Origin of the sequence: Huaxiibacter chinensis (assembly GCF_022171985.1) — a bacterium.
Lineage (GTDB): Bacteria > Pseudomonadota > Gammaproteobacteria > Enterobacterales > Enterobacteriaceae > Enterobacter > Enterobacter chinensis_A.
Genome location: NZ_JAJVHF010000001.1, coordinates 1,041,503 through 1,064,211, shown reverse-complemented (window position 1 = coordinate 1,064,211; position 22,709 = coordinate 1,041,503). Strand labels below are relative to the sequence as shown.

At 56.4% G+C, this 22,709-nt stretch carries 20 protein-coding genes, 1 other RNA gene and 1 pseudogene; 15 read left to right on the top strand and 7 right to left on the bottom strand.

Annotated features, from left to right (window positions below; translation table 11 throughout):
- Positions 1–51 precede the first annotated feature (51 nt).
- The gene (locus LZP96_RS05125; protein WP_064325062.1) at positions 52–450 is read left to right on the top strand and encodes a YbgC/FadM family acyl-CoA thioesterase; all 399 of its coding nucleotides are present in this window, start codon (positions 52–54) and stop codon (positions 448–450) included.
- Between the two features lie 83 nt (positions 451–533).
- Here LZP96_RS05125 and queC read toward each other — a convergent pair whose 3' ends face one another.
- Positions 534–1,229, bottom strand: coding sequence for a 7-cyano-7-deazaguanine synthase QueC (gene queC / locus LZP96_RS05120; RefSeq protein ID WP_064325063.1), 696 nt, complete (start codon positions 1,227–1,229; stop codon positions 534–536).
- 65 nt (positions 1,230–1,294) lie between these two features.
- Positions 1,295–2,994, bottom strand: a pseudogene (locus LZP96_RS05115) (SgrR family transcriptional regulator).
- A gap of 101 nt (positions 2,995–3,095) precedes the next feature.
- Here LZP96_RS05115 and cof point away from each other — a divergent pair.
- Positions 3,096–3,914, top strand: coding sequence for an HMP-PP phosphatase (cof, locus tag LZP96_RS05110; RefSeq protein ID WP_064325065.1), 819 nt, complete (start codon positions 3,096–3,098; stop codon positions 3,912–3,914).
- Between the two features lie 40 nt (positions 3,915–3,954).
- On the opposite strand, the gene LZP96_RS05105 is transcribed toward cof, so the two are convergent.
- Complete coding sequence (locus LZP96_RS05105; protein ID WP_064325066.1) at positions 3,955–5,001, bottom strand: PLP-dependent cysteine synthase family protein; 1,047 nt, start codon at positions 4,999–5,001, stop codon at positions 3,955–3,957.
- Positions 5,002–5,116: 115 nt separating this feature from the next.
- On the opposite strand from LZP96_RS05105, the gene LZP96_RS05100 reads away from it, so the two are divergent.
- From LZP96_RS05100 to amtB, 5 genes are all read left to right on the top strand, one after another.
- Positions 5,117–5,575 carry an Lrp/AsnC family transcriptional regulator gene (locus LZP96_RS05100; protein WP_064325067.1) on the top strand — a complete coding sequence of 153 codons (459 nt, stop codon included), beginning with the start codon at positions 5,117–5,119 and terminating at the stop codon, positions 5,573–5,575.
- Between the two features lie 42 nt (positions 5,576–5,617).
- Positions 5,618–7,390: a SmdA family multidrug ABC transporter permease/ATP-binding protein gene (locus LZP96_RS05095; protein WP_064325068.1), complete on the top strand. Its 1,773-nt coding sequence runs from the start codon at positions 5,618–5,620 to the stop codon at positions 7,388–7,390.
- Complete coding sequence (locus LZP96_RS05090) at positions 7,383–9,164, top strand: SmdB family multidrug efflux ABC transporter permease/ATP-binding protein (protein WP_064325069.1); 1,782 nt, start codon at positions 7,383–7,385, stop codon at positions 9,162–9,164. The genes LZP96_RS05095 and LZP96_RS05090 overlap by 8 nt, the downstream gene beginning before the upstream one ends.
- Positions 9,165–9,386: 222 nt before the next feature.
- Positions 9,387–9,725: a P-II family nitrogen regulator gene (gene glnK / locus LZP96_RS05085; RefSeq protein ID WP_064325070.1), complete on the top strand. Its 339-nt coding sequence runs from the start codon at positions 9,387–9,389 to the stop codon at positions 9,723–9,725.
- A 35-nt stretch (positions 9,726–9,760) separates the two neighbouring features.
- Positions 9,761–11,047 (top strand): ammonium transporter AmtB, encoded by a 1,287-nt coding sequence (gene amtB, locus LZP96_RS05080; protein WP_064325071.1) that lies wholly within the window; start codon positions 9,761–9,763, stop codon positions 11,045–11,047.
- Between the two features lie 87 nt (positions 11,048–11,134).
- On the opposite strand, the gene tesB is transcribed toward amtB, so the two are convergent.
- Positions 11,135–11,995 (bottom strand): acyl-CoA thioesterase II, encoded by an 861-nt coding sequence (gene tesB / locus LZP96_RS05075; protein WP_064325072.1) that lies wholly within the window; start codon positions 11,993–11,995, stop codon positions 11,135–11,137.
- 203 nt (positions 11,996–12,198) lie between these two features.
- Between tesB and LZP96_RS05070 the strand changes: the two genes are divergently transcribed.
- Positions 12,199–12,765, top strand: a complete 567-nt coding sequence (locus tag LZP96_RS05070) for a YbaY family lipoprotein (RefSeq protein ID WP_064325073.1) — start codon at positions 12,199–12,201, stop codon at positions 12,763–12,765.
- Between the two features lie 33 nt (positions 12,766–12,798).
- Here the strand turns inward: LZP96_RS05070 and LZP96_RS05065 are convergent, their stop codons facing one another.
- Complete coding sequence (locus tag LZP96_RS05065; RefSeq protein ID WP_258925714.1) at positions 12,799–13,110, bottom strand: MGMT family protein; 312 nt, start codon at positions 13,108–13,110, stop codon at positions 12,799–12,801.
- 230 nt (positions 13,111–13,340) lie between these two features.
- Between LZP96_RS05065 and ffs the strand changes: the two genes are divergently transcribed.
- The 3 genes from ffs (at position 13,341) to LZP96_RS05050 (ending at position 14,182) form a co-directional block, all read left to right on the top strand.
- Positions 13,341–13,437, top strand: an RNA gene (gene ffs, locus LZP96_RS05060) — signal recognition particle sRNA small type.
- A 281-nt stretch (positions 13,438–13,718) separates the two neighbouring features.
- Complete coding sequence (locus tag LZP96_RS05055; protein WP_258925713.1) at positions 13,719–13,970, top strand: hypothetical protein; 252 nt, start codon at positions 13,719–13,721, stop codon at positions 13,968–13,970.
- Complete coding sequence (locus LZP96_RS05050) at positions 13,967–14,182, top strand: hypothetical protein (protein ID WP_064325076.1); 216 nt, start codon at positions 13,967–13,969, stop codon at positions 14,180–14,182. Before LZP96_RS05055 ends, LZP96_RS05050 begins: the two co-directional genes overlap by 4 nt.
- A 52-nt stretch (positions 14,183–14,234) precedes the next feature.
- Here LZP96_RS05050 and yczR read toward each other — a convergent pair whose 3' ends face one another.
- Entirely contained in the window at positions 14,235–15,656 is a 1,422-nt protein-coding gene (gene yczR, locus LZP96_RS05045) for a MocR-like transcription factor YczR (protein WP_258925712.1), read from the bottom strand.
- 84 nt (positions 15,657–15,740) lie between these two features.
- Here yczR and yczE point away from each other — a divergent pair, with 84 nt between their 5' ends.
- The 4 genes from yczE to LZP96_RS05025 all read left to right on the top strand — a co-directional run bounded on the left by yczE (position 15,741) and on the right by LZP96_RS05025 (position 21,103).
- Positions 15,741–16,352 (top strand): membrane protein YczE, encoded by a 612-nt coding sequence (yczE, locus tag LZP96_RS05040; protein ID WP_258925711.1) that lies wholly within the window; start codon positions 15,741–15,743, stop codon positions 16,350–16,352.
- 76 nt (positions 16,353–16,428) lie between these two features.
- Complete coding sequence (locus LZP96_RS05035) at positions 16,429–17,499, top strand: LacI family DNA-binding transcriptional regulator (RefSeq protein ID WP_064325079.1); 1,071 nt, start codon at positions 16,429–16,431, stop codon at positions 17,497–17,499.
- A gap of 103 nt (positions 17,500–17,602) precedes the next feature.
- Complete coding sequence (locus LZP96_RS05030; protein ID WP_064325080.1) at positions 17,603–20,689, top strand: beta-galactosidase; 3,087 nt, start codon at positions 17,603–17,605, stop codon at positions 20,687–20,689.
- A 60-nt stretch (positions 20,690–20,749) separates the two neighbouring features.
- Complete coding sequence (locus LZP96_RS05025) at positions 20,750–21,103, top strand: DUF1428 domain-containing protein (RefSeq protein ID WP_064325081.1); 354 nt, start codon at positions 20,750–20,752, stop codon at positions 21,101–21,103.
- A 35-nt stretch (positions 21,104–21,138) separates the two neighbouring features.
- On the opposite strand, the gene pdeB is transcribed toward LZP96_RS05025, so the two are convergent.
- Positions 21,139–22,698 carry a cyclic di-3',5'-guanosine monophosphate phosphodiesterase PdeB gene (gene pdeB / locus LZP96_RS05020; RefSeq protein ID WP_064325082.1) on the bottom strand — a complete coding sequence of 520 codons (1,560 nt, stop codon included), beginning with the start codon at positions 22,696–22,698 and terminating at the stop codon, positions 21,139–21,141.
- Positions 22,699–22,709 lie beyond the last annotated feature (11 nt).

The following is a 22,709-nucleotide window of genomic DNA, read 5'->3' as shown; positions in this document are numbered from 1 at the left end:
CATACCAGTTATGACCTCTTACCCTATAACAAAAGTGAAGGTTATTGCGCTATGCAGACAAAAATTAAGGTTCGCGGTTATCACATTGATATCTACCAGCACGTGAACAATGCCCGCTATCTGGAGTTTCTTGAAGAGGCTCGCTGGGACGGGCTTGAGAACAGCGAAAGCTTCAAATGGCTTACGGCGAAAAACATCGCGTTTATCGTCGCGAATATCAACATTAATTACCGCCGTCCGGCCGTCCTGGGCGACGTGTTGACCGTGACCAGCCAGTTGCAGCAGCTTAACGGGAAAAGCGGCGTGTTAAGCCAGGTGGTGACGCTGGATCCCGAAGGGCAGGTGGTGGCCGACGCGCTGATCACCTTTGTCTGCATCGATCTCAAAACGCAGAAAGCGCTCCCGCTGGAAGGGGAACTGCGCGAAAAGCTGGACCTGCTGATTGGCTAAGCGGGGCGTGCACCGGTGAAAACAGGCGCAGGTTAAATGACCCGTGCTGCCGACAGGATGAACCGGCAGCACGGTGACAGGGCTTATTTCAGCCCGGTTTTCTGCTTCATTGCGGCCATGATGGCAGGCTTATCCGCAAGATAATGATTCAGGCCATTTGCCCGCAGATGGCAGGCGGCACATTCGCCACAGCCATCACCTTTAATGCCGTTGTAGCAGGTCAAGGTTTCAGCGCGAACGAGATCCAGTTTGCCCCAGTAATCCGCCAGCGCCCAGGTCTCGGCTTTGTCGAGCCACATCAGCGGCGTCTCGAAGCGCGTCTCTTTCGCCATGCCCAGATCCACCGCGTGATTAAGCGCCTTAACGAATTCATCCCGACAGTCCGGATAGCCGGAGAAATCCGTCTCGCAAACGCCCGTAATCACGGCCTCGGCTTTGACCTGATAAGCATAAATCGCGGTGAGCGTCAGGAAGAGAATGTTACGCCCTGGCACAAAGGTGTTAGGGATCCCGCTGGCATCCGGTTCGTAGTCCGGTACCGGAATGCTGTCACGGGTCAGGCTGCTGACCGCAAGCTCGTTTAATAATGTCACGTCCAGCACCTTGTGCGCTCGGGCACCCAGTTTCAGGGCCAGTTCACGCGCGACGTCGATCTCTGCACGATGGCGCTGCCCATAATCGAACGTGACACAATGCACTTCATCATACTGATGCAGGGCCTGAATCAGACAGGTGGTGGAATCTTGTCCTCCGCTAAATACAACCACGGCACGTTTCATAAATAGTCTCGCCAGTAACAATAAAAAGTTATGTTACCGCCTCGATTCGGCGGCGACCAGCTTCTTCACGCTTTCGGTGCCGGGATCCAGGCTTCGGTGAAGTCGAACCAGCCTCGGGTATTGAGGCGGATACCGTTCACCCCTGGCGGGGCGCTGATACGATACTGGTAGTTAAAGAGGGGGGTGAGCACGGCGTTCTCCATCAGCCGGGCGTAAATGGCTTTCAGCCCTGCGCGGCGGGAAGGTTCATCCGGCTGCATCTGGACTGCATCCAGCGTGGCCTGTAAATGGGCATACTGCGCAGCGGTAAGGACATGCGGCCACAGCGTGTCGCAGCGTAGCCACTGTTCGAGCGCATATTCCGGTGCTTCGCCTATCAGCCTGTCTCCCATCAGCATATCCGCCTGGGTAAGGGCGTCGCAGTCGTCCCAGGTTTTGGCATCATGGAATATTATTTTAAGCTGGCAACCTTCGCGGGCAAGCCAGTCTTTAAGCTGCTCAGCCATCGTGTGCAATTCAACAGGAAGGTGGTAGGCCAGCGTCAGTTTCGCCGGCAGCGCGACGTTTTTCAGTTCGGACCATTGCGGAAGCGTCCAGCCAGGTAAAAGCGCCTGCGTCGGGGTAATCAGATTTTCATCCAGCGGCAAGGTGTGCATCAACGACGTGTGATGGATGATATTCACCAGCTTGCGGGCCTGCATGTCACTAAGCTGCGCGCTCTGCCTGAATGCCAGGTAACAAAAACCCAGGCTGATGCTGTGGCTCACCATGCGAAGGTTTGCCAGCTGAGCAGGTTCGCCGATGGCAATTTGCACCGGATGACGGCAGCTTGTCCCCAGGCCCTGCTCAAACAGTTGGGGCGTGATCCAGTACTCCACGGCCTTCAGCAAGGGATGGCTGAGATGGTACTGTTCGTGGCACTCAAGGCGCACCAGATCCGGTTCGTATATCGCCAGGCGAAAGGGACCGCTGCCCACCAGCGGGTGTTCCGGGTGGGCCAGGCGACTGGCGTAATTCGCCAGTCGATGCGCCAGCCAGTAATCCGGCTGATGAAGAATAAAGGTAAGGCACTGCGGGTGAGTCACCTCAATGCGCAACACGCTATGAAACAGCCTGCGCAGGGCGGGCAGACCAAAAAGCGCCGTCAGGCTGGTTTGCAGATGCGCGGTATCGATTTTATCGCCGTTGTGCCAGTGCAGCGTCGAGCGAATATAAAAATCCCAGCGCAGACCGTCCCCGGAGACCGACCAGTGATGAGCAAGATCGCCGGTTGGCTGGTGGGAGGCCCCCTGAAATGGGTCAGGCCAGAGAAAACCTGCCCCACCAGGTGCTGCTCCGCACGACCCGGCAGAAAGCCGGGCTTTAGGGGATCCAGCGAACGGTAGTAAGGAATACGTAACGTCGGCGTATCGTTCTGCCAGAGACCGCCAAGATAGGGATGCAGCAGCGCACGCAGATCCGCCGGGGCAAGCTGGGCCAACTCCAGCGCGTTATGCTGATGCCCACTTTTCAGCGCCTCCTCCATCATTCTGTTGCGAAGCGTCTCCGGCGACACGTGAAAGGTCAGCTCGCCGCGTTTACCCCGGCCGGATTGCGATTGCCAGCTCAGCCAGCCCGCATCCTGCGCCTGACGCAGTAAGGTGCGCACGTGACGTTCGCTGCAAAAGCAGCGGCTGGCCAGCTCCGCGACGGTGACGTGCTGTGCTGCACCCAGTGAGGGTTGCCAAAGGCGTTGGTACTGATTAAGGCGGTTAAGCTGGCGCATCATAAACCCGGAACAATATTTATCATCTATTCACTATTACTTCCGTATATCCCACGCGATACTGAAGCACAAGTTAACCTCATCACATTTCGGGAGCGATCATGGCTCGGCTTGCTGCATTTGATATGGACGGCACGTTATTAATGCCGGATCACCGTTTAGGTGAGAAGACCTTAGGCGTGCTTAAGCGGCTGCGCGACCATGAAATTACCCTGACGTTTGCCACCGGACGACATGTGCTGGAGATGCGCCATCTGTTAGGCGCGTTATCCATGGAAGCGTTTTTAATTACCGGCAACGGCACGCGGATCCACTCGGTGGAAGGCGAGGTCTTGCATCGTCAGGACCTGGATCCTGCGGTGGCGGAGCGGGTGCTGCATTCAACCTGGGATACGCGGGCGAGCATCCACGTCTTCAACGACACGGGCTGGCTCACGAACCGGGAAATCCCCGAGCTTCTGCATGCGCATGTTTATAGCGGTTTCAAATACCAGTTAACCGATCTGCGTCGGATCCCGGCCGGTGCGGTGACCAAAATCTGTTTCTGCGGCGATCATGACGATCTCTGTCGCCTGCGCGTTCAGCTTAATGAGGCGTTGGGCGATCGCGCCCATCTGACGTTCTCGGCGGTGGATTGCCTCGAAGTGTTACCGGTCGGGTGTAATAAAGGCTCGGCGCTGGCGGTACTCAGCCATCACCTGGGGCTGACCATGCAGGACTGTATGGCGTTTGGCGACGCCATGAATGACCGCGAGATGCTGGGCAGCGTCGGGCGCGGGTTGATCATGGGGAATGCCATGCCGCAGCTTATGGCGGAACTTCCCCATTTACCGGTTATCGGACACTGCCGCAACGAAGCCGTGTCCCATTTTTTGACGCATTGGCTGGATAACAACACCCTCCCTTATTCCCCCGAATAGTGAGATCCTTCCAGCAAGCCAGACTGCGGTCTGGCTTTTTTTATTTCACGGTCTGCGCAATCTGCTCACGCCAGGCGGTGATATCACCAAAGGTGTTGTAGACCCATTCCGGATTGTAATACGTCTCAAGGTAACGGTCGCCGCTATCGCACAGCAGCGTCACAATCGAGCCGGTACGGCCTTCATCGCGCATGCGTGAAGCCACCTGTAATACGCCCCACATATTGGTGCCGGTAGAGGCGCCGACCTTACGACCGAGCTGCGTTTCCAGCCAGTGGGCAGTGGCAATGCTTGCCGCATCGGGCACGCGCAGCATCTCGTCCACCACGTCCGGGATAAAGGATGGTTCCACGCGCGGACGCCCGATGCCTTCAATTTTGCTGCCCGTGGCGCTTTGCAGGGTGGCATCACGGTTTTGCCAGTAATCCATAAACACCGAGTTTTCCGGGTCTACCACCAACAGCTTTGTCTCATAGCCCTGGCAGCGAATGTAGCGGCCAATGGTGGCTGAGGTCCCGCCCGTACCGGCGCTCATGACGATGTACGCAGGTTCGGGATGCGGTTCGTTATTCATCTGCCGGAAGATGCTGTCGGCAATGTTGTTATTGCCGCGCCAGTCGGTGGCGCGTTCGGCAAAGGTGAACTGGTCCATGTAATGGCCGTTCAGCTCCCGCGCCAGCATCTCTGAGGCGGCGTAAATCTCGCAGGCGCTCTCCACAAAGTGGCAGCGTCCGCCATAAAACTCGATCTGTTCAACTTTGCGTTTCGCCGTGCAGGAGGGCATCACGGCGATAAATGGCAAGCCCAGCAAGCGCGCAAAGTAGGCTTCGGAGACGGCCGTTGAGCCAGACGATGACTCAATAATGGGGGTGCCTTCTTTAATCCAGCCGTTACACAGGCCATATAAAAATAGCGAACGCGCCAGACGATGCTTCAGGCTACCGGTGGGGTGAGTGCTCTCATCTTTCAGATAGAGTTGAATCCCCTTAAAACCCGGCAGCGTGAGACGAATCAGGTGCGTATCGGCCGAGCGCTGATAGTCGGCGTTAATTTCACTGATTGCATGTTTGACCCATGAACTATTCATCGTAATTATCCGTTTGTCATTTTGTGCCCAGCATAGCGAATAGCACAGAAAAAATTGTTGCTATATGGCCTTTAAAATAGAATGTAGGGAGAAAAATATTCTCTGCGAGGTGGGTATGATAGACAAAATTGACCGCAAGCTGCTCTCGTTGCTGCAAAACGACTGCACCCTCTCTTTGCAGGCTCTGGCAGATGCCGTTAATCTGACCACCACACCTTGCTGGAAACGCCTTAAACGTCTGGAAGATGACGGCATCCTGCTGGGGCGCGTGGCGCTGCTCGATCCCGAAAAACTGGGGCTTGGTTTGACCGCGTTTGTTCTGATAAAAACGCAGCACCACAGCAGCGAATGGTATTGCCGCTTTGTCACCCAGGTTTCTGATATGCCTGAGGTGCTCGGATTCTGGCGAATGGCGGGCGAGTACGACTATCTGATGCGCGTTCAGGTGGCGGACATGAAGCGCTACGATGATTTTTATAAACGCCTGGTGAACAGCGTGCCAGGGTTATCGGACGTCACGTCGAGCTTTGCCATGGAACAGATTAAATACACCACAGCGTTACCCATTGAATAACTTCCCGGCCAGGCCGGAAACAGACCTTCAGGAATTTACCGCGTGCGATTATTTGCTCAATTAAGCTGGTACTTTCGCCGGGAGTGGCGACGCTATCTCGGTGCAGTGGCCCTGCTTATCATCATTGCTATTCTGCAACTGATCCCGCCCAAAGTGGTGGGCTACGTCGTGGATGGCGTTACGGAACAGCACTACACTGCCGCACGCATCATGATGTGGGTCGCGACGCTGGTGCTGACCGCGGTGGTGGTCTATTTGCTGCGCTACGTCTGGCGCGTGCTGCTGTTCGGTGCGTCCTATCAGCTCGCCGTGGAACTTCGCGAAGATTTTTATCGTCAGCTTAGTCGTCAGCACCCTGAATTTTACCTCCGTCACCGCACCGGGGATTTAATTGCCCGCGCCACGAACGACGTCGACCGGGTGGTCTTTGCCGCCGGTGAGGGCGTGTTAACCCTGGTGGATTCGCTGGTGATGGGCTGCGCGGTATTGATCGTTATGTCCACGCAAATCAGCTGGCAGTTGACCTTGCTGGCGCTGCTGCCGATGCCGATTATGGCGCTGGCGATTAAACGCTACGGCGACCAGCTGCACGAACGCTTTAAGCTGGCGCAGGCCGCCTTCTCGTCGTTGAACGACAGAACCCAGGAGAGCATGACCAGCATTCGCATGATCAAGGCATTTGGCCTGGAAGATCGCCAGTCAGCGCTGTTTGCGGCCGATGCGGCAGACACCGGGGCAAAAAACCTGCGCGTGGCGCAGATAGATGCCCGCTTTGATCCCACCATCTATATTGCCATCGGCACGGCGAACCTGCTGGCGATTGGCGGCGGCAGCTGGATGGTGATTAACGGTACGCTGACGCTGGGCCAGTTGACCAGTTTCGCCATGTACCTTGGGCTGATGATCTGGCCGATGCTGGCGCTGGCGTGGATGTTCAATATCGTGGAGCGCGGCAGTGCGGCCTACAGTCGCATTCGTTCCATGCTTGCCGAAGCCCCGGTGGTGAATGATGGACACGAACCCGTACCCGAAGGTCGCGGTGTGTTAGACGTTGCCGTAGAGAGCTTCCGCTATCCCCAGACCGACCATGCGGTGCTGGAGAAAGTCCATTTTTCCTTGCAGCCAGGCCAAATGCTGGGCATTTGTGGGCCTACGGGTGCCGGAAAAAGCACTATCTTGTCGCTCATTCAACGTCATTTTGACGTCACTGAAGGCGATATTCAGTTCCACGGAATCCCGCTTACGCGCTTACAGCTGGACGCCTGGCGAAGCCGCCTGGCGGTCGTCAGCCAGACGCCGTTTTTATTCTCCGATACGGTGGCTAACAATATTGCGCTGGGTCATCCGGAGGCCACGCAGGAAGAGATTGAGCAGGTGGCGCGGTTGGCCAGCGTGCATGACGATATTCTGCGCCTGCCGCAGGGCTATGACACCGAAGTGGGCGAGCGCGGGGTCATGCTTTCGGGTGGGCAGAAACAGCGTCTCTCCATTGCGCGCGCGTTATTGCTGAATGCGGAAATCCTCATTCTGGATGATGCACTTTCGGCGGTGGATGGGCGCACCGAGCATCAAATCCTGCATAACCTGCGTCAGTGGGGAGAAGGGCGTACGGTTATTATCAGTGCGCATCGTCTCTCGGCGCTGACGGAGGCCAGTGAAATTCTGGTTCTGCAGCATGGGCATATTGCCCAGCGCGGGGCACACGATAGCCTGGCGGATCGGCCAGGATGGTATCGGGATATGTATCGCTATCAACAGCTGGAAGCTGCGTTGATTGATGGGCCGGATCTGAGCGAGGAGACCACGCATGCGTAAATCTGCCCATTTGTGGCCCACGCTGAAACGTCTGCTGGGCTACAGTTCCCCGTGGCGAAAACCGCTGACGATTGCGGTCGTGATGCTCTGGGTGGCGGCGATTGCCGAAGTCAGCGGTCCTCTGCTGATTAGCTATTTTATCGACAATATGGTTGCCAAAAACAGTCTGCCCCTCAAGCTGGTGGCCGGGCTGGCCGCAGCCTATATTGGGCTGCAATTGCTCGCTGCTTCGCTGCATTATGTACAGTCAATCCTGTTTAATCAGGCCGCGGTAGGGGTAGTACAAAAACTGCGTACCGATGTGATGGACGCTGCGCTCCGTCAACCCTTGAGCGAGTTTGATGTTCAGCCCGTCGGTCAGGTGATTTCCCGGGTGACGAACGATACTGAGGTGATTCGCGATCTTTACGTGACGGTGGTCGCCACGGTGCTGCGTAGCGCAGCCCTGATCGGCGCTATGCTGGTGGCGATGTTTAGCCTTAACTGGCGCATGGCGCTGGTGGCGATCGCTATTTTCCCGGCTGTTCTTATCGTGATGGTTATCTACCAGCGGTTTAGCACGCCGATTGTGCGTCGACTTCGCGCCTACCTTGCGGATATTAACGACGGCTTTAACGAAGTCATCAATGGGATGAGCGTTATCCAGCAGTTCCGCCAGCAGGCGCGCTTTGGCGAACGGATGGGGGAAGCCAGCCGATCGCACTATATGGCGCGCATGCAAACCCTGCGTCTCGATGGTTTCCTGCTGCGTCCGTTGCTGAGCCTCTTTTCGGCGCTGATTTTATGCGGCCTGTTGATGGTGTTTGGTTTTACCTCTGTGGGCACGATTGAAGTCGGGGTTCTGTATGCTTTTATCAGCTATCTGGGCCGTCTGAACGAGCCTTTAATTGAACTGACGACCCAGCAATCCATCCTGCAGCAGGCGGTGGTGGCCGGCGAGCGTGTGTTCGAACTGATGGACCGCCCGCGTCAGACCTATGGCAGTGACGATCGTCCGTTGCAGAGCGGCGCTATCCGCTTTGATAACGTCTCCTTCGCCTACCGTGACGACCGTCTGGTGCTGAAGGACATCACGCTCGACGTCCCTTCACGCAGTTTTATCGCCCTGGTAGGGCACACCGGCAGCGGCAAAAGCACCCTCGCCAGCCTGATGATGGGTTACTACCCGTTAACGAAAGGGGAGATCCTTCTGGACGGGCGGCCGCTTCCGACGTTGAGCCACAACGCGTTGCGTAAAGGGGTGGCAATGGTGCAACAGGACCCGGTTGTGATGGCGGACTCCTTTTTTGCCAACGTCACGCTTGGGCGTCCGTTTAGCGAGGAGCAGGTCTGGCAGGTGCTCGAGAAGGTGCAGCTGGCAGAACTGGCGCGCGGAATGAGCGACGGGATCCATACCCGATTGGGCGAGCAGGGTAACAATCTCTCCGTCGGGCAAAAACAGCTCCTGGCAATGGCCCGGGTGCTGATTGATACGCCACAGATTTTGATCCTCGATGAAGCCACGGCGAGCATTGACTCCGGTACCGAACAGGCGATCCAGCAGGCACTGGCGGCGGTGCGCAAACAGACCACGCTGGTGGTGATTGCCCACCGCCTGTCGACCATTGTGGAGGCCGACACTATCCTCGTGCTGCATCGCGGTCAGGCCGTTGAACGAGGCACCCACCGCGAACTCCTCGAAGCGAAAGGGCGTTACTGGCAGATGTATCAGCTTCAGCTGGCGGGAGAAGAGTTGGCTGCCAGCGTGCGTGAAGAGGGTACGCTTACCTCCTGATGCACTAAATTCACGCATCGCGCTAACAGCAGAAACTGTTGGTGCAAAAATGAAACGCACCCTGCACTGTCATGGTGCGTTTTTTTTCATCCGTTCCGCCCGTTCCCCTTTCGTACGCGCTTTGAGACCCCTTTTTCCACGCTTTTCAAATCTGGCACAGCGCTTGCAATAATTTCTGTGTGTTAGCTGCGGCCATTACTGAATTCTGACTGGAGAGGAACTATGAAGCTGGTTACGGTGGTAATTAAACCATTCAAACTCGAAGACGTGCGTGAAGCCTTGTCTTCAATGGGTATTCAGGGGCTGACGGTGACCGAGGTCAAAGGCTTTGGCCGTCAGAAAGGGCACGCAGAGCTTTATCGCGGCGCGGAGTACAGCGTGAACTTTCTGCCCAAAGTAAAAATTGATGTGGCTATTGCTGACGATCAGCTTGATGAGGTGATCGACATCGTCAGCAAAGCCGCCTATACCGGCAAAATTGGTGACGGCAAAATTTTCGTTGCCGAGTTGCAGCGCGTCATTCGCATCCGTACGGGCGAAGCTGACGAAGCCGCATTGTAAGTGACGCCAGGCACACAGTGAAAGGGATCGAGAAAATGAAGAAATCAACAATCAAATTGGGTCTGGGGTCGCTGGCACTGCTGCCGGGACTGGCAATGGCTGCCCCTGCCGTGGCGGATAAAGCCGACAACGCCTTTATGATGATCTGCACCGCGCTGGTGCTGTTCATGACCATTCCGGGGATCGCGCTCTTTTATGGTGGTTTGATCCGCGGTAAAAACGTGCTTTCCATGCTCACTCAGGTGGCCGTCACCTTTGCGCTCGTCTGCGTGTTGTGGGTGGTGTATGGCTACTCGCTGGCCTTCGGGGAAGGAAACGCCTTCTTCGGCAACTTTAACTGGGTGATGCTGAAAAATATCGAGCTGACCGCAGTGATGGGCAGCTTCTATCAATATATTCACGTTGCGTTCCAGGGGTCGTTTGCCGCCATTACCGTTGGGCTGATTGTCGGCGCTCTGGCGGAACGTATTCGCTTCTCTGCCGTGCTGATTTTCGTCGTGGTCTGGATGACGCTCTCTTACGTGCCGATTGCGCATATGGTCTGGGGCGGCGGTATGCTGGCCTCTCACGGCGCGCTGGATTTTGCCGGCGGTACAGTTGTGCACATCAACGCGGCAGTGGCGGGTCTGGTTGGCGCCTATCTGATTGGCAAACGCGTGGGCTTTGGCAAAGAAGCCTTTAAGCCACATAACCTGCCGATGGTCTTTATGGGCACCGCGATCCTCTATTTTGGCTGGTTCGGTTTCAACGCCGGTTCGGCAAGCGCGGCTAACGAGATCGCTGCGCTGGCCTTTGTGAACACGGTGGTGGCAACGGCGGGCGCGATCCTCTCCTGGATCTTTGGCGAGTGGGTGGTACGCGGAAAACCGTCCTTGCTGGGTGCGTGCTCCGGTGCGATTGCGGGCCTGGTCGGTATTACGCCAGCCTGTGGTTTCGTAGGCGTCGGTGGCGCGTTGCTGGTTGGTCTGGTGTCGGGTCTGGCGGGCCTGTGGGGCGTAACGGCGCTGAAACGCATTCTGCGCGTGGACGATCCCTGTGACGTCTTCGGAGTGCACGGCGTGTGCGGCATCGTGGGTTGCATCATGACCGGTATTTTTGCCTCAACCTCACTGGGTGGTGTGGGTTATGCAGAAGGCGTGACCATGGGCCATCAGGTACTGGTACAGCTGGAAAGCATCGGTATCACCCTCGTCTGGTCAGGTGTAGTGGCCTTCATTGCGTACAAGCTTGCTGATATGACCGTTGGTCTGCGCGTGCCGGAAGAGCAGGAACGCGAAGGGCTGGACGTGAACAGCCATGGCGAGAACGCCTATAACGCCTGATAAAAAAACGGCAACGCACGTTGCCGTTATGAATGCCATGCCCTCCCCGGGTGCAAAAAGCAGGGGAGGGCAACAGGTCACAGAACCTTATCCCCGATTACGCATCACCCCTTCCTGCACCGTTGACGCCACCAGAACGCCGTCCTGAGTATAAAACTCACCGCGCACAAAACCACGGGCGCTGGAGGCCGAGGTACTCTCCACGCTATAGAGCAACCAGTCATTCAAATCGAACGGACGATGGAACCACATCGAATGGTCGATGGTGGCAACCTGCATGCCTTTTTCAAGGAAGCCGACGCCGTGAGGTTGTAATGCCACGGGCAGGAAGTTAAAGTCCGAGGCGTAACCCAACAGATACTGATGAACGCGCAGATCGGCCGGAACCGTCCCGTTTGCGCGCATCCAGACCTGACGCGTTGGCTCCGCCGTATGGCCTTTCATCGGATTGTGGAATTCGACCGGGCGGATCTCCAGCGGTTTATCGCAAAGGAATTTTTCTTTCACCTGCGGTGGCAGCAGATGTGAGAGCGCACGGGCGATCTCCGTCTCCGATTTTAAGTCATCCGGGGCCGGAGCGGGTGGCATGGTTTTCTGATGCTCATAGCCCGGTTCTGGCGCCTGGAAAGAGGCGGTCATATAGAAGATGGGTTTACCATGTTGCACCGCCGCTACGCGTCGCGCGCTGAAACTGTTTCCGTCACGCAACACTTCAACGTCATACACGATCGGTTTTGCGCTGTCCCCGGGGCGTAAAAAGTAGCTGTGGAATGAATGCACCAGACGGTCTGCGGGCACGGTCTCTTTTGCGGCATACAGCGCTTGTCCCACGACCTGACCGCCAAATACCTGGCGTAAGCCCAGATCTTCGCTTTGTCCGCGGAAGAGTCCTTCCTCGATTTTTTCCAGATTCAGTAATGTCAGCAGATTGTTCAGTGCTTGACTCATAGTGGTCCTCAATATACGCCCTGGCGAAAGATACGCTGATTATAACGCAGAAATGCAAGTGGTCCGATGGGTGCAATAATCTGAATAACAGGTTGAAACCAGGCAAATATCTGTGACTTGTGCCAGACTTAGTCCGTTATGTGAATGTTAACGTTATCGGCTGGGATCGATCCCGTTGACGCATTGATGATAAGGAGACTTCAATGAAATTCGTACACATGTTGAGTGGCGTCGCGTTAGCTGTCAGTTTGTCCGCCTGTGCGGATAAGAGCGCCGATATCCAAACCCCTGCGCCAAATCCAAGTGCCGCGGGTGCAACCACGCAGCCGACCATGCAGCAGCCTAATGTTTCTGGTACGGTATGGATCCGTCAGAAAGTGGCCTTACCGCCAGACGCAGTCTTAACTGTGACGCTTTCTGATGCTTCTATGGCGGATGCGCCGTCAAAAGTCCTGTCTCAGAAAGCCGTTCGTACGGAAGGTAAGCAAGCGCCATTCAGCTTCGTGCTGCCATTTAAGCCGGCAGACATCCAGCCTAATGCGCGTATTTTGCTGAGTGCGGCCATTACCGTGAAGGATAAACTGGTCTTTATCACCGATACGGTGCAGCCGGTTATCAATCAGGGTGGGACGAAAGCCGATCTGACGCTGGTGCCTGTGCAGCAGACCGCTGTGCCTGTACAGCAGAACGGTGCGACAACCACAGTGCCCTCTACCTCGCCAACGCAGGTGAATCCGTCTTCAGCCGTACCTGCACCAACTCAGTATTAATCTTCTCGTACCCTCTCCATTCGGGGAGGGTATTTAATATCTCCAGCGATACGTCCCCAGATCGATTTCCCCTTTCCCGGAGACGATAACGCCTTCAGACAAAAGTGCCTGCCGCTGCCGTTGCAAATCCGGTCCGGTGAGCGAAATAACCCCCTGACGATTGACGACACGATGCCACGGCAGGGTACTGCCTTCCGGCAGCCGCTTTAGCACGCCGCCAACCTGCCGTGCTGCACGCGGTGACCCTGCCATCCGCGCGACCTCGCCGTAAGTGGTGACCGTGCCTTCGGGAATGGAAGCGACAATCTGCCACACGCGCTGTGGAAAAGAGTCGTGTTGGTCCATTTTTACTCCTGTGGGTATGTCTTAAACCGATTTTCGCCCAAATCGCCTCTGGAAAAAGCGTCTGCGTCGTCCCTGTTGTGCGTAAACACCGCAGAAAAGGGGGATAATACCTGATTAAAGGCCTGCTTTGCGCAATAAACCATCATCCGGTTGGTGTTAACTTGCAATTGCGATCCCGTGCAGGGATAATGCGCCTGCGCGTTGGTTATCAACGCTCTCAATGGGGGCTCTGTTGGTTCTCCCGCAACGCTACTCTGTTCACCAGGTCAGGTCCGGAAGGAAGCAGCCAGGGCAGACGACGTGTGTGCCGGGATGTAGCTGGCAGGGCCCCCACCCAATTCTGCTTTACCCTTTCCCGATTCGCTCATCCACACCGGCATCGTCCAACATCTTTCTACGCGACTACTGCGCTAAACCCTTATTAACCTCAGGGTTGTGTAATATATTCTTCATCAGGGTGAAATAATATTGTCATAAACCTGTAATAATAGACTGTCATTTTATTATCTGGCGTTTTTTTAATGTTATAAACAAAAAATATAAATCTGGATCAGATTGTTAACTTCGTGTATTAAATAAAGTACTTATATCGAAGGGAAGTGACAAACATGGCCACTGCGGTATTAAACGTAAAAATTGATGAAGCGTTGAAAGAGAGACTTCGCCACTATGCTGAAGTCAACAATGAGAATCTTAGCGTCACCACTGAAAAACTGCTGCAGCTTGCCTTTGAAGCCGTTGCAGAGGCGGGAGTAACGGAAGAGGATATTGATAATCAGCATACGGAAGAAGAGAGCGTTACGCCATTTACTCCTAAGGAAATCAAGGCACTACGTAAAATTCTGAAGAAGAGAAAATGAAACAACAACTGTCAACCGCCAGCGACTACAAAGAGGCCTGCGACATGCTTCGCTCAGGCTATGTTAAACATGTTCGTCTGGGCTGGAATGTTGGAAGTGATGAGTTTTTTCGAATTGCATCAGACTGGTGTGATACCGGTGCAAAAATAAAAAAACAGGGAGAAGATTTTGTTATTTCCCTTAAAGGCTTCCCTATTCCTCCGCAACACTAAATCGTTTCTGTGAAAACTGCTGACTGCATTCGTTGCAGCCAGCAGTTTTTATTTATATCACCCTTCGTTTCTGCGTGTTCTCGTTTTTAATCAGCGTTTGCCAGAGCGGTTTAATTCGCGTCAGGGCATCTTCCAGCACCTCTGGCTCCAGCGAAAAAGGCATGCGCAGATAGCGGTCGAAGGCCCCGGCCAGGCCGAAACGCGTCCCGGTGCCCAGGTGAATTCCCTGTGTTTCAGCAAGTGCCGCAAGCTGGGTTGCCAGTCTGTCGGGCAGTTCCACCCAGTAAGAAAGGCCCCCTTCGGGCGTCTGAAAGTGCCACGTCGGAAAATGTTTCCGCAACAGCTCACCACAGCGGTCGCGGCGTTCTGCAAGCATCCTGCGACGCGCCGGGAGGAATGTCGGGCCGTTCTCAATTAACCATTGCGTGGCCAGCTGCTCTAACAGGGGTGAACCTAAATCAAGGGTGTCGCGCGTTTGGGTAAGCGCCGCAATGGTGCGGGAAGAGGCCCGAATCCATCCCAGCCGCAGGCCGCCCCAGAAGCTTTTCCCCGCTGACCCCAGGGTAATGACCGAGGCTTGCGCGTTAAATGCAGCCAGCGGCGCAGGTGGCGGCGTATCAAACCACAGATCGACCATCGTTTCGTCGACCACCAGCGTGGTGCGGGTTTGCGCCGCGATATCGGCAAGGGTTTGACGGGTAGCGCTATCCATACACCGCCCCGTCGGGTTGTGAAAATCAGGCATCAGATAGGCCAGGCGGGGGGCCGTTTGCGCCAGCGTAGCGGCAAAACCATCGGTATCCCATCCCGATTCCGGCAGCGAGACGCCCACGGGCCGACAGGATGCCCCCTGAATTGCCGCGATCGCCAGCGGGTACGTCGGATGATCGACCACCACCCGATCGCCCGGCCCGGTTAACATTCTTAGCACTAAAGCCAGGCCGCTGACCGCACCATTCACCACCATGACTTCGTCTGCGCGGGTGGGCAGACCGCGCGCGGTATAACGTTCGGCGAGGGTTTCACGCAGCGTCAGCAATCCTGACTGATCGTAACCGGTCTGCGACAGGTGCTGCGTCATGGCGGTAAGCGCGTGGGAATAGGCCTGATGAATTTCCGGCCCGGCACTCAGTGCGGCCGTGGAGAGATCAAGGGCCGCGGTGGTAGACGATAAACCGGGAATGGCATGATTTTCCGGCAGGATCACGCGTGAACCGCTGCCGTGACGGCTTTCCAGAAATCCTGCCTCTCGCAGATGTCCTAACGCGCTGCTGATGGTGGTACGACTGACATCCAGCGCAGTCGCCAGCTCGCGTTCGCCGGGCAGGCGCGTATCCAGCACGAGCCGTCCATCCAGAATGAGCAAACGCAACGCATCCGCAAGCTGTCGCCAGAGCGGGGTACGGGATGTCTGTTGTTGCCAGTGCCCTAACAGGCGCGCCAGCGATTGGCTTCCAAAACGACGAGGCGACATAAGCAGTCCACTATTCTAAAACTGGATATTAATCATAAGGCCATTTGCGGGGAAGATAAAAGCCTGACCATCAGGAGAGAAAAGATGCCGCGTCGTTTATTACAACTTTATATCGGGCTTGTGCTCTACGGTGTTTCTACCGCGATGTTTGTGCGTGCCGACCTGGGTGCCGACCCCTGGAATGTGTTTCATATTGGCGTGGCCAAACATCTGTCGCTTGATATCGGTACGGTGATGATCCTGACCGGCGTCGTGGTGCTGCTATTCTGGATCCCACTGCGGCAGCGTCCGGGACTGGGCACGATCAGCAATGTGATCGTGCTGGGGCTGGCCGCCGATGCGTCGCTTATGTTAATGCCAGAATTGAGTGCGCTGCCCGCACGAGTCGCTCTGCTGATTGCCGCGGTGATCGTGAATGCCATCGCTACCGGGATGTACATTGGCGCAGGCTTTGGTTCTGGTCCGCGTGACGGGCTGATGACGGGTATCCATGCCCGAACGGGCTGGTCGGTGCGGGGGGTACGTACGGCGATTGAGGTCTCGGTCCTGTTGACTGGCTGGGCGCTCGGCGGAACCATTGGAGTGGGGACCGTCCTGTACGCCCTGGCAATTGGCCCGCTGATCCAGATCTGCCTGCCCTGGTTTCGTCAAAAGCCCACGTTAACGAGCACGCCACAAACGGCCAAAATTGTTTAATACGACGAAGCGCTCACATGCTTTGCGCACGCTGCTGTGACACAATAGGGCCCTTACCCGTTACCCTGCGCAGAGTATGAAAGCGATAACCTTATATGATGTGGCCCGCCTGGCGGGCGTCTCTTATCAAACCGTCTCACGCGTGATTAACGATGCGGAGCATGTCTCCGCGCGGACGCGGGAAAAGGTGCAGCGGGCGATGGCGGAACTGCACTATGTCCCCAATCGTGGTGCTCAACAGCTGGCCGGAAAACGCACGCGCACGTTGGGGCTGATCACCACCGACCTGGCGTTACACGCCCCCTCCCAGATTGCCTCAGCCGTCAAATCCCACGCGGGTGCGCGCGGTGCCAGCGTGCTGATTTCCATGGTTGAACACATTTCCCAGTGTCAGGACGCGCTCCAGGAACTTTTGGCCCAGCGTGTGGAAGGGCTGATAGTGAACGTGCCGCTGGATGACGCAGACGCAGAACGGCTTCGCGCCATGGCTTCACCGGTTCCGGTACTTTTTCTGGATGTGTCAGAAAAGGCTCAGGTTCATCGTCTGGCGTTCGATGCGCTGCAGGGCGCGACGCTGGGGGTAGAACATCTGCTTGAGCTGGGTCACCAGCACATTGCACTCCTTAATGGCCCGCCAAGTTCCGTCTCCGCCCGCATGCGCCAGGCGGGATGGCTGGCCCGGCTGGCGGCGGATAACCTTGCGCCCATAGCCCAGGCATATGGTGACTGGAGCGCGGCATCCGGTTATGAGAAAGGGCATGTTCTGCTGGCAGGCGCCACGCTTCCGGATGCGATCCTGGTCGCGAACGATCAGATGGCATTGGGGGTGATGCGGGCGTGCGCCGAGAAGGGCGTTGCCATACCCGGACAACTGTCTCTTGTCGGCTTCGACGATACCGCCGACAGCGCCTGGTTTTCACCGCCGCTGACTACCATCCGCCAGGCCTTTCGTGATGCGGGTGAGCGCAGCGTCGAGTGGCTACTCGAGGGCGAAAAATCATCCCCGTTCTGGCAGGCGCTACTGCCGGTTTCGCTGGTGGCGCGGCTTTCCAGCGCACCACGCACTGAACAGCAGCTTCAGCATGAACAGCTTGCGAAGCAGTTAAAAGAGCTCGCGCTCATGGCCGAACAGCTGGCGAGACGGTGACTATTTTGTGATCTCACTCGCTTGCTGACAGCGAGTGACTTTACCGCACTCTTTTGCCAGGGCATGGTAAGTAAAATTGTGAGCGCTTCGCAAAGAGGTTTATATGTCTCAAAAATTGCCGCAAACCCTTAACGCACTGCTGGCGCGTCGCGACTGGGAAAACCCGGTTGTTACGCAGTGGAACCGTCTGCCTGCCCATGCTCCCTTTCACAGCTGGCGGGATGAAACCCAGGCACGTGATGAGGCGCTTGCGGCCTGTAAACGCTCGCTCAACGGCGAGTGGCAGTTTAGCTACTATGCTTCTCCTGAGCTGGTTCCCGACGCCTGGGTGACGGAGGATAATGCGGATGCCATCGCCACCCCCGTGCCGTCTAACTGGCAAATGCAGGGGTTTGATACCCCGATTTACACCAACGTTACCTATCCCATTCCGGTCACGCCGCCACAGGTGCCTGCTGATAACCCGACCGGTTGTTACTCGCTCACATTCGAAGCGGATGAGCAGTGGCTTGAGAGCGGCCAAACGCGCATTGTGTTTGATGGGGTCAACTCCGCTTTTTATTTGTGGTGTAACGGCCACTGGATCGGTTATTCCCAGGACAGCAGGTTGCCTGCGGAGTTTGATTTAACCGATGCCCTGCGCCCGGGGCAGAACCGTCTGGCGGTGCTGGTTTTACGCTGGTGCGATGGCAGCTACCTTGAAGATCAGGATATGTGGCGTATGAGCGGTATCTTCCGCGATGTGTCGTTGCTGCATAAACCGCACACCCATATCGCAGATTATCACGCGGTGACCGAACTGAACGCAGAGTACGATCGCGCCAGCCTGCGCGTAGAGGTCTCCCTGTCTGGCGCTCAGCTGTCCGGGTATGATGTCGCAGTGACGTTGTGGCGTGGTCAGGACGCTGTCGCCTGCACCCGTTCGCGCGCGGGAAGCGCGATTGTGGATGAGCGGGGGGCCTGGGCCGAACGTCTGAGCGTATCCCTGGCGGTTGATAAGCCTCTGTTATGGAGTGCCGAATCGCCAGAACTCTACCGTCTGACCATTGCCCTGCACGACGGAGAGGGTCAGGTGCTGGAAGTCGAGGCGTGCGACGTCGGTTTTCGACGCGTTGAAATCAGTAACGGACTGTTAAAGCTCAATGGTCAACCGTTGCTGATCCGCGGCGTTAACCGCCATGAGCATCATCCCGAACAGGGGCAGGTGATGGACGAAGCGACAATGCGTCGCGATATCGAACTGATGAAGCAGCACAATTTCAACGCCGTGCGCTGCTCGCATTATCCCAATCATCCTCTCTGGTACACCCTTTGCGATCGCTATGGCCTGTATGTGGTTGATGAGGCCAATATCGAAACGCACGGTATGGTGCCGATGAGCCGATTAGCTGACGATCCTCTCTGGCTGCCCGCCATGAGTGAGCGGGTGACACGCATGGTACTGCGCGATCGTAACCACCCGTCTGTCATTATCTGGTCGCTGGGCAATGAGTCGGGCCACGGGGCTAACCACGACGCGCTCTATCGTTGGGTCAAAACCACCGATCCTACGCGCCCTGTGCAGTACGAAGGCGGCGGAGCGAACACCGCCGCGACCGATATCGTCTGTCCAATGTATGCCCGCGTTGACCAGGATCAGCCGTTCCCGGCCGTGCCAAAATGGTCGATCAAAAAGTGGATCGGCATGCCGGACGAGACGCGCCCGCTTATCCTTTGCGAATATGCGCATGCGATGGGAAATAGTTTTGGCGGCTTCGCCAAATACTGGCAGGCCTTTCGCGATCACCCCCGCTTACAGGGGGGCTTCGTCTGGGACTGGGTTGATCAGGCCCTGACGCGTAAAGATGCCAACGGCACGCCGTACTGGGCCTACGGCGGCGATTTTGGCGATACGCCAAACGATCGCCAGTTCTGTCTGAACGGGTTGGTTTTCCCGGATCGCACACCGCATCCGGCACTGTATGAAGCTCAGCGTGCGCAGCAATTTTTCACCTTCACGCGGGTGAGCACCTCGCCGCTTGTCATCGATGTGAAAAGCGATTACCTCTTCCGCGAAACGGATAACGAATCTTTGTGCTGGAGCCTCACGCGCGATGGCGAGGTGCTGGCAACGGGGGACGTGGTGTTATCTCTTCCTCCTCAGGGCACCCAGCGGATCGAAATCACCCTGCCAGTGCTTGAGGCCGCGGCAGGTGACGTCTGGCTGAATGTGGATGTTTTCCAGCGGGATGCCACGCCGTGGTCGCCTGAAAATCATCGCTGCGCCTGGGACCAGTGGAGGCTTCCGGCACCGCTGTTTATTGCGCCCGTTCAGGCGCAGGATACCCCTCCCGCCTTAGAGGAGAGCGCTACCCGACTTGAGGTGAGCCATAAAGGGCAGCGCTGGGAGTTCAGCCGCGAAACCGGCCATCTGACACAGTGGTGGAAGGACGGCGTGGAAACGCTGCTCTCACCGCTTACCGATAATTTCACGCGCGCGCCGCTGGACAACGATATTGGCGTCAGTGAAGCGACCCGCATCGATCCTAACGCCTGGGTCGAACGCTGGAAGGCGGTGGGGATGTATGACCTGACATCGCGCCTGCTGCACTGCAAAAGCGAACAACGTGCCCATGCGGTGGTCATCACGACCCGTCACGTCTGGGAAGCGAAAGGGAAAACGCTGTTTCTGAGCGAAAAAACCTGGAATATTGACAGCCATGGCGTGCTCCATGCTGATATCCAGATTCAGGTGGCGGCTGATATACCGGAACCGGCGCGGATTGGCGTAAGCGCGCAGCTTGCCGACGTGTCTTCGTCCGCCAGCTGGCTGGGGCTGGGGCCGCATGAAAATTATCCGGACAGAAAGCTCGCCGCCCGTCAGGGGCGCTGGACATTACCGCTCCAGGCGCTGCATACGCCGTATATCTTCCCGACGGAAAATGGTCTGCGCTGTGATACGCGGCAGCTCTCCTTTGGTCCGCATCACCTGTCGGGATTTTTCCACTTCTCCCTGAGTCGTTATAGCCAGCAACAGCTTCGTGAAACCACGCACCACCCTCTGCTGAAAGAGGAGCCGGGCTGCTGGCTCAGTCTGGACGCTTTCCATATGGGCGTTGGCGGCGACGACTCCTGGAGCCCGAGTGTCTCTCCTGAGTTCCTCCTGCAAGGGAAGGCGTTACGTTACACGTTTAGCTGGCGTCAGGACTAAACTTAATCGTCTGTTGCGGCTACATCAGGTAGCCGCACGCCCACTTCGGAGGTTTGACTCATGAAGTATGTCGATGGTTTTGTCGTGGCCGTCCCGGCGAAAAATAAGGAGGCGTATCGCGAGATGGCTGCGAAAGCTGCCCCCCTGTTTAAAGAGTTCGGTGCCACGCGGGTGGTGGAGTGTTGGGCTGATGACGTTCCGGACGGTAAGCAAACGGATTTTCGGATGGCGGTAAAAGCGGAAGAGGGCGAAGAGATCGTCTTCAGCTGGATTGAATACCCCTCGAAAGAGATTCGCGACGCGGCAAATCAAAAGCTGATGGCCGACCCGCGGATGAAAGAGTTTGGTGATTCGATGCCCTTCGACGGTAAACGGATGATCTACGGCGGGTTTGCCCCGCTGCTCGATGAGTGATCGTCGGTGCCCGGCCAGCGTGTTGGCCGGGTGATTCACTCTGGATCGAGATTATTTTCCGCCCACTGGATAAACTCCAGTTTGGGAAGCGCCTTACTGTACAACCAGCCTTGACCGTACTGGACGCCATGGCGACGCAGCCACTCCAGCTGTCCTTCTGTTTCGATCCCTTCTGCCACCATGGCGAGTTTCAGCGATTTTGCCATTTCAATGATGTGCGGCGTGACGTGCTTGAACTCCAGCGCATCAACAAACGACTTGTCTAACTTGAGAATGTCGACGTCGAGATCCTGCAGATAGCTCAGGCTTGAATAGCCCGTGCCAAAATCATCAATATAGACGGCATGTCCGCTAAGGCGGTACGCGGCAATAGCCGGTGCGCTAATCTTTGGATCGGCAAATCCGCGCTCGGTTAACTCCAGGGCGATCTGTTGTGGCTGGAGCTGCGCATGATTCAGCAAGCGACTGAGTAACCGGGGCAGTTCATTTGAAATCAAATCTTCCGGCGCAATATTGACCGAAATGTGGAGTTCCGGATGGTGCTTCAGCCATTCGCCCAGGTCGTCGAACACTTTTTCGACGACCACTTTCGTCAGCTGCGAGGTCAGGCCGCTCTGTTCTGCCAGCGGGATGAAAACGTCAGGAGAGAGCAGGCTGCCATCCGGCTGCGGCCAACGCACCAGCGCCTCGGCGCCGACAATTTTTCCACTGCTTAAGGCCACGATCGGCTGAAAGTGAACGACGAACGCCCGTGCGCGAATGGCATCCAGTAACCGGTTACGCGGAGATTGTAACCGCTTCAGAATGCGCACCATAAAGGTGGCCGCGGCCAGGCTGAATAAAATGCCAAAGGGGAGCCAGAAGACAAGCTGTTGATACCAGTCCTCTTTCAGCGGTTTTAATGAGGTCCATGCAATAATGGTGAAGCGTAGTTCAGGGACCTCTTTCACCACGTACATCGCGCCATGGTATTGCAGAGGGGCATAATTCTGCCGCTGGAGTTGTTTCAGGACGTTAGGGTCGAGGGCGGCGCTTTGGGCAAAAACAATATTACTGTCATTGCCGATAAGCGCGGTATCCATTGGCAAGGCACCAAAAGGAATGACATCGATTAAGGACTCAGGGTCGATCATCACCACATGGTTTTGATTTCCCAGGGCCGCCATAAAGCGATCGATACCCAAATCATTTTGCTTTGTCAGCCAGGCATCGTAGCCGTCCGGTGTCATTCGCATCGGCGGCGGAAAGGCAGGCGAAAGGCTGTTTAACTCCAGGGAAGAACAGACGGGCTTACGGTCTACGACATAGAGGACTTCCTGTACATACCGCAATGAGAAGGCCACACGACGCATGGCCAGAAGATGCGCACGGCTACACGGGGTGCCCTGATACCGCTCGGTCAGCGTTAACGCGGTTTTAGCCTGTTCGGTGACAAGGTTGGCGCGGATCAATACGCGGGAGGCGTAGCGGTTGAGATCGTCAACGAACTTGTCTTCCGCCTGACGATGCGCCAGCCAAACGCTCAGGCAGATGGGAAGCAGAATAGAAAAGATAAGCACACCAGTCACCAGGCTGACAAGATGTCGGGTCGTCATGCTGCGGATTC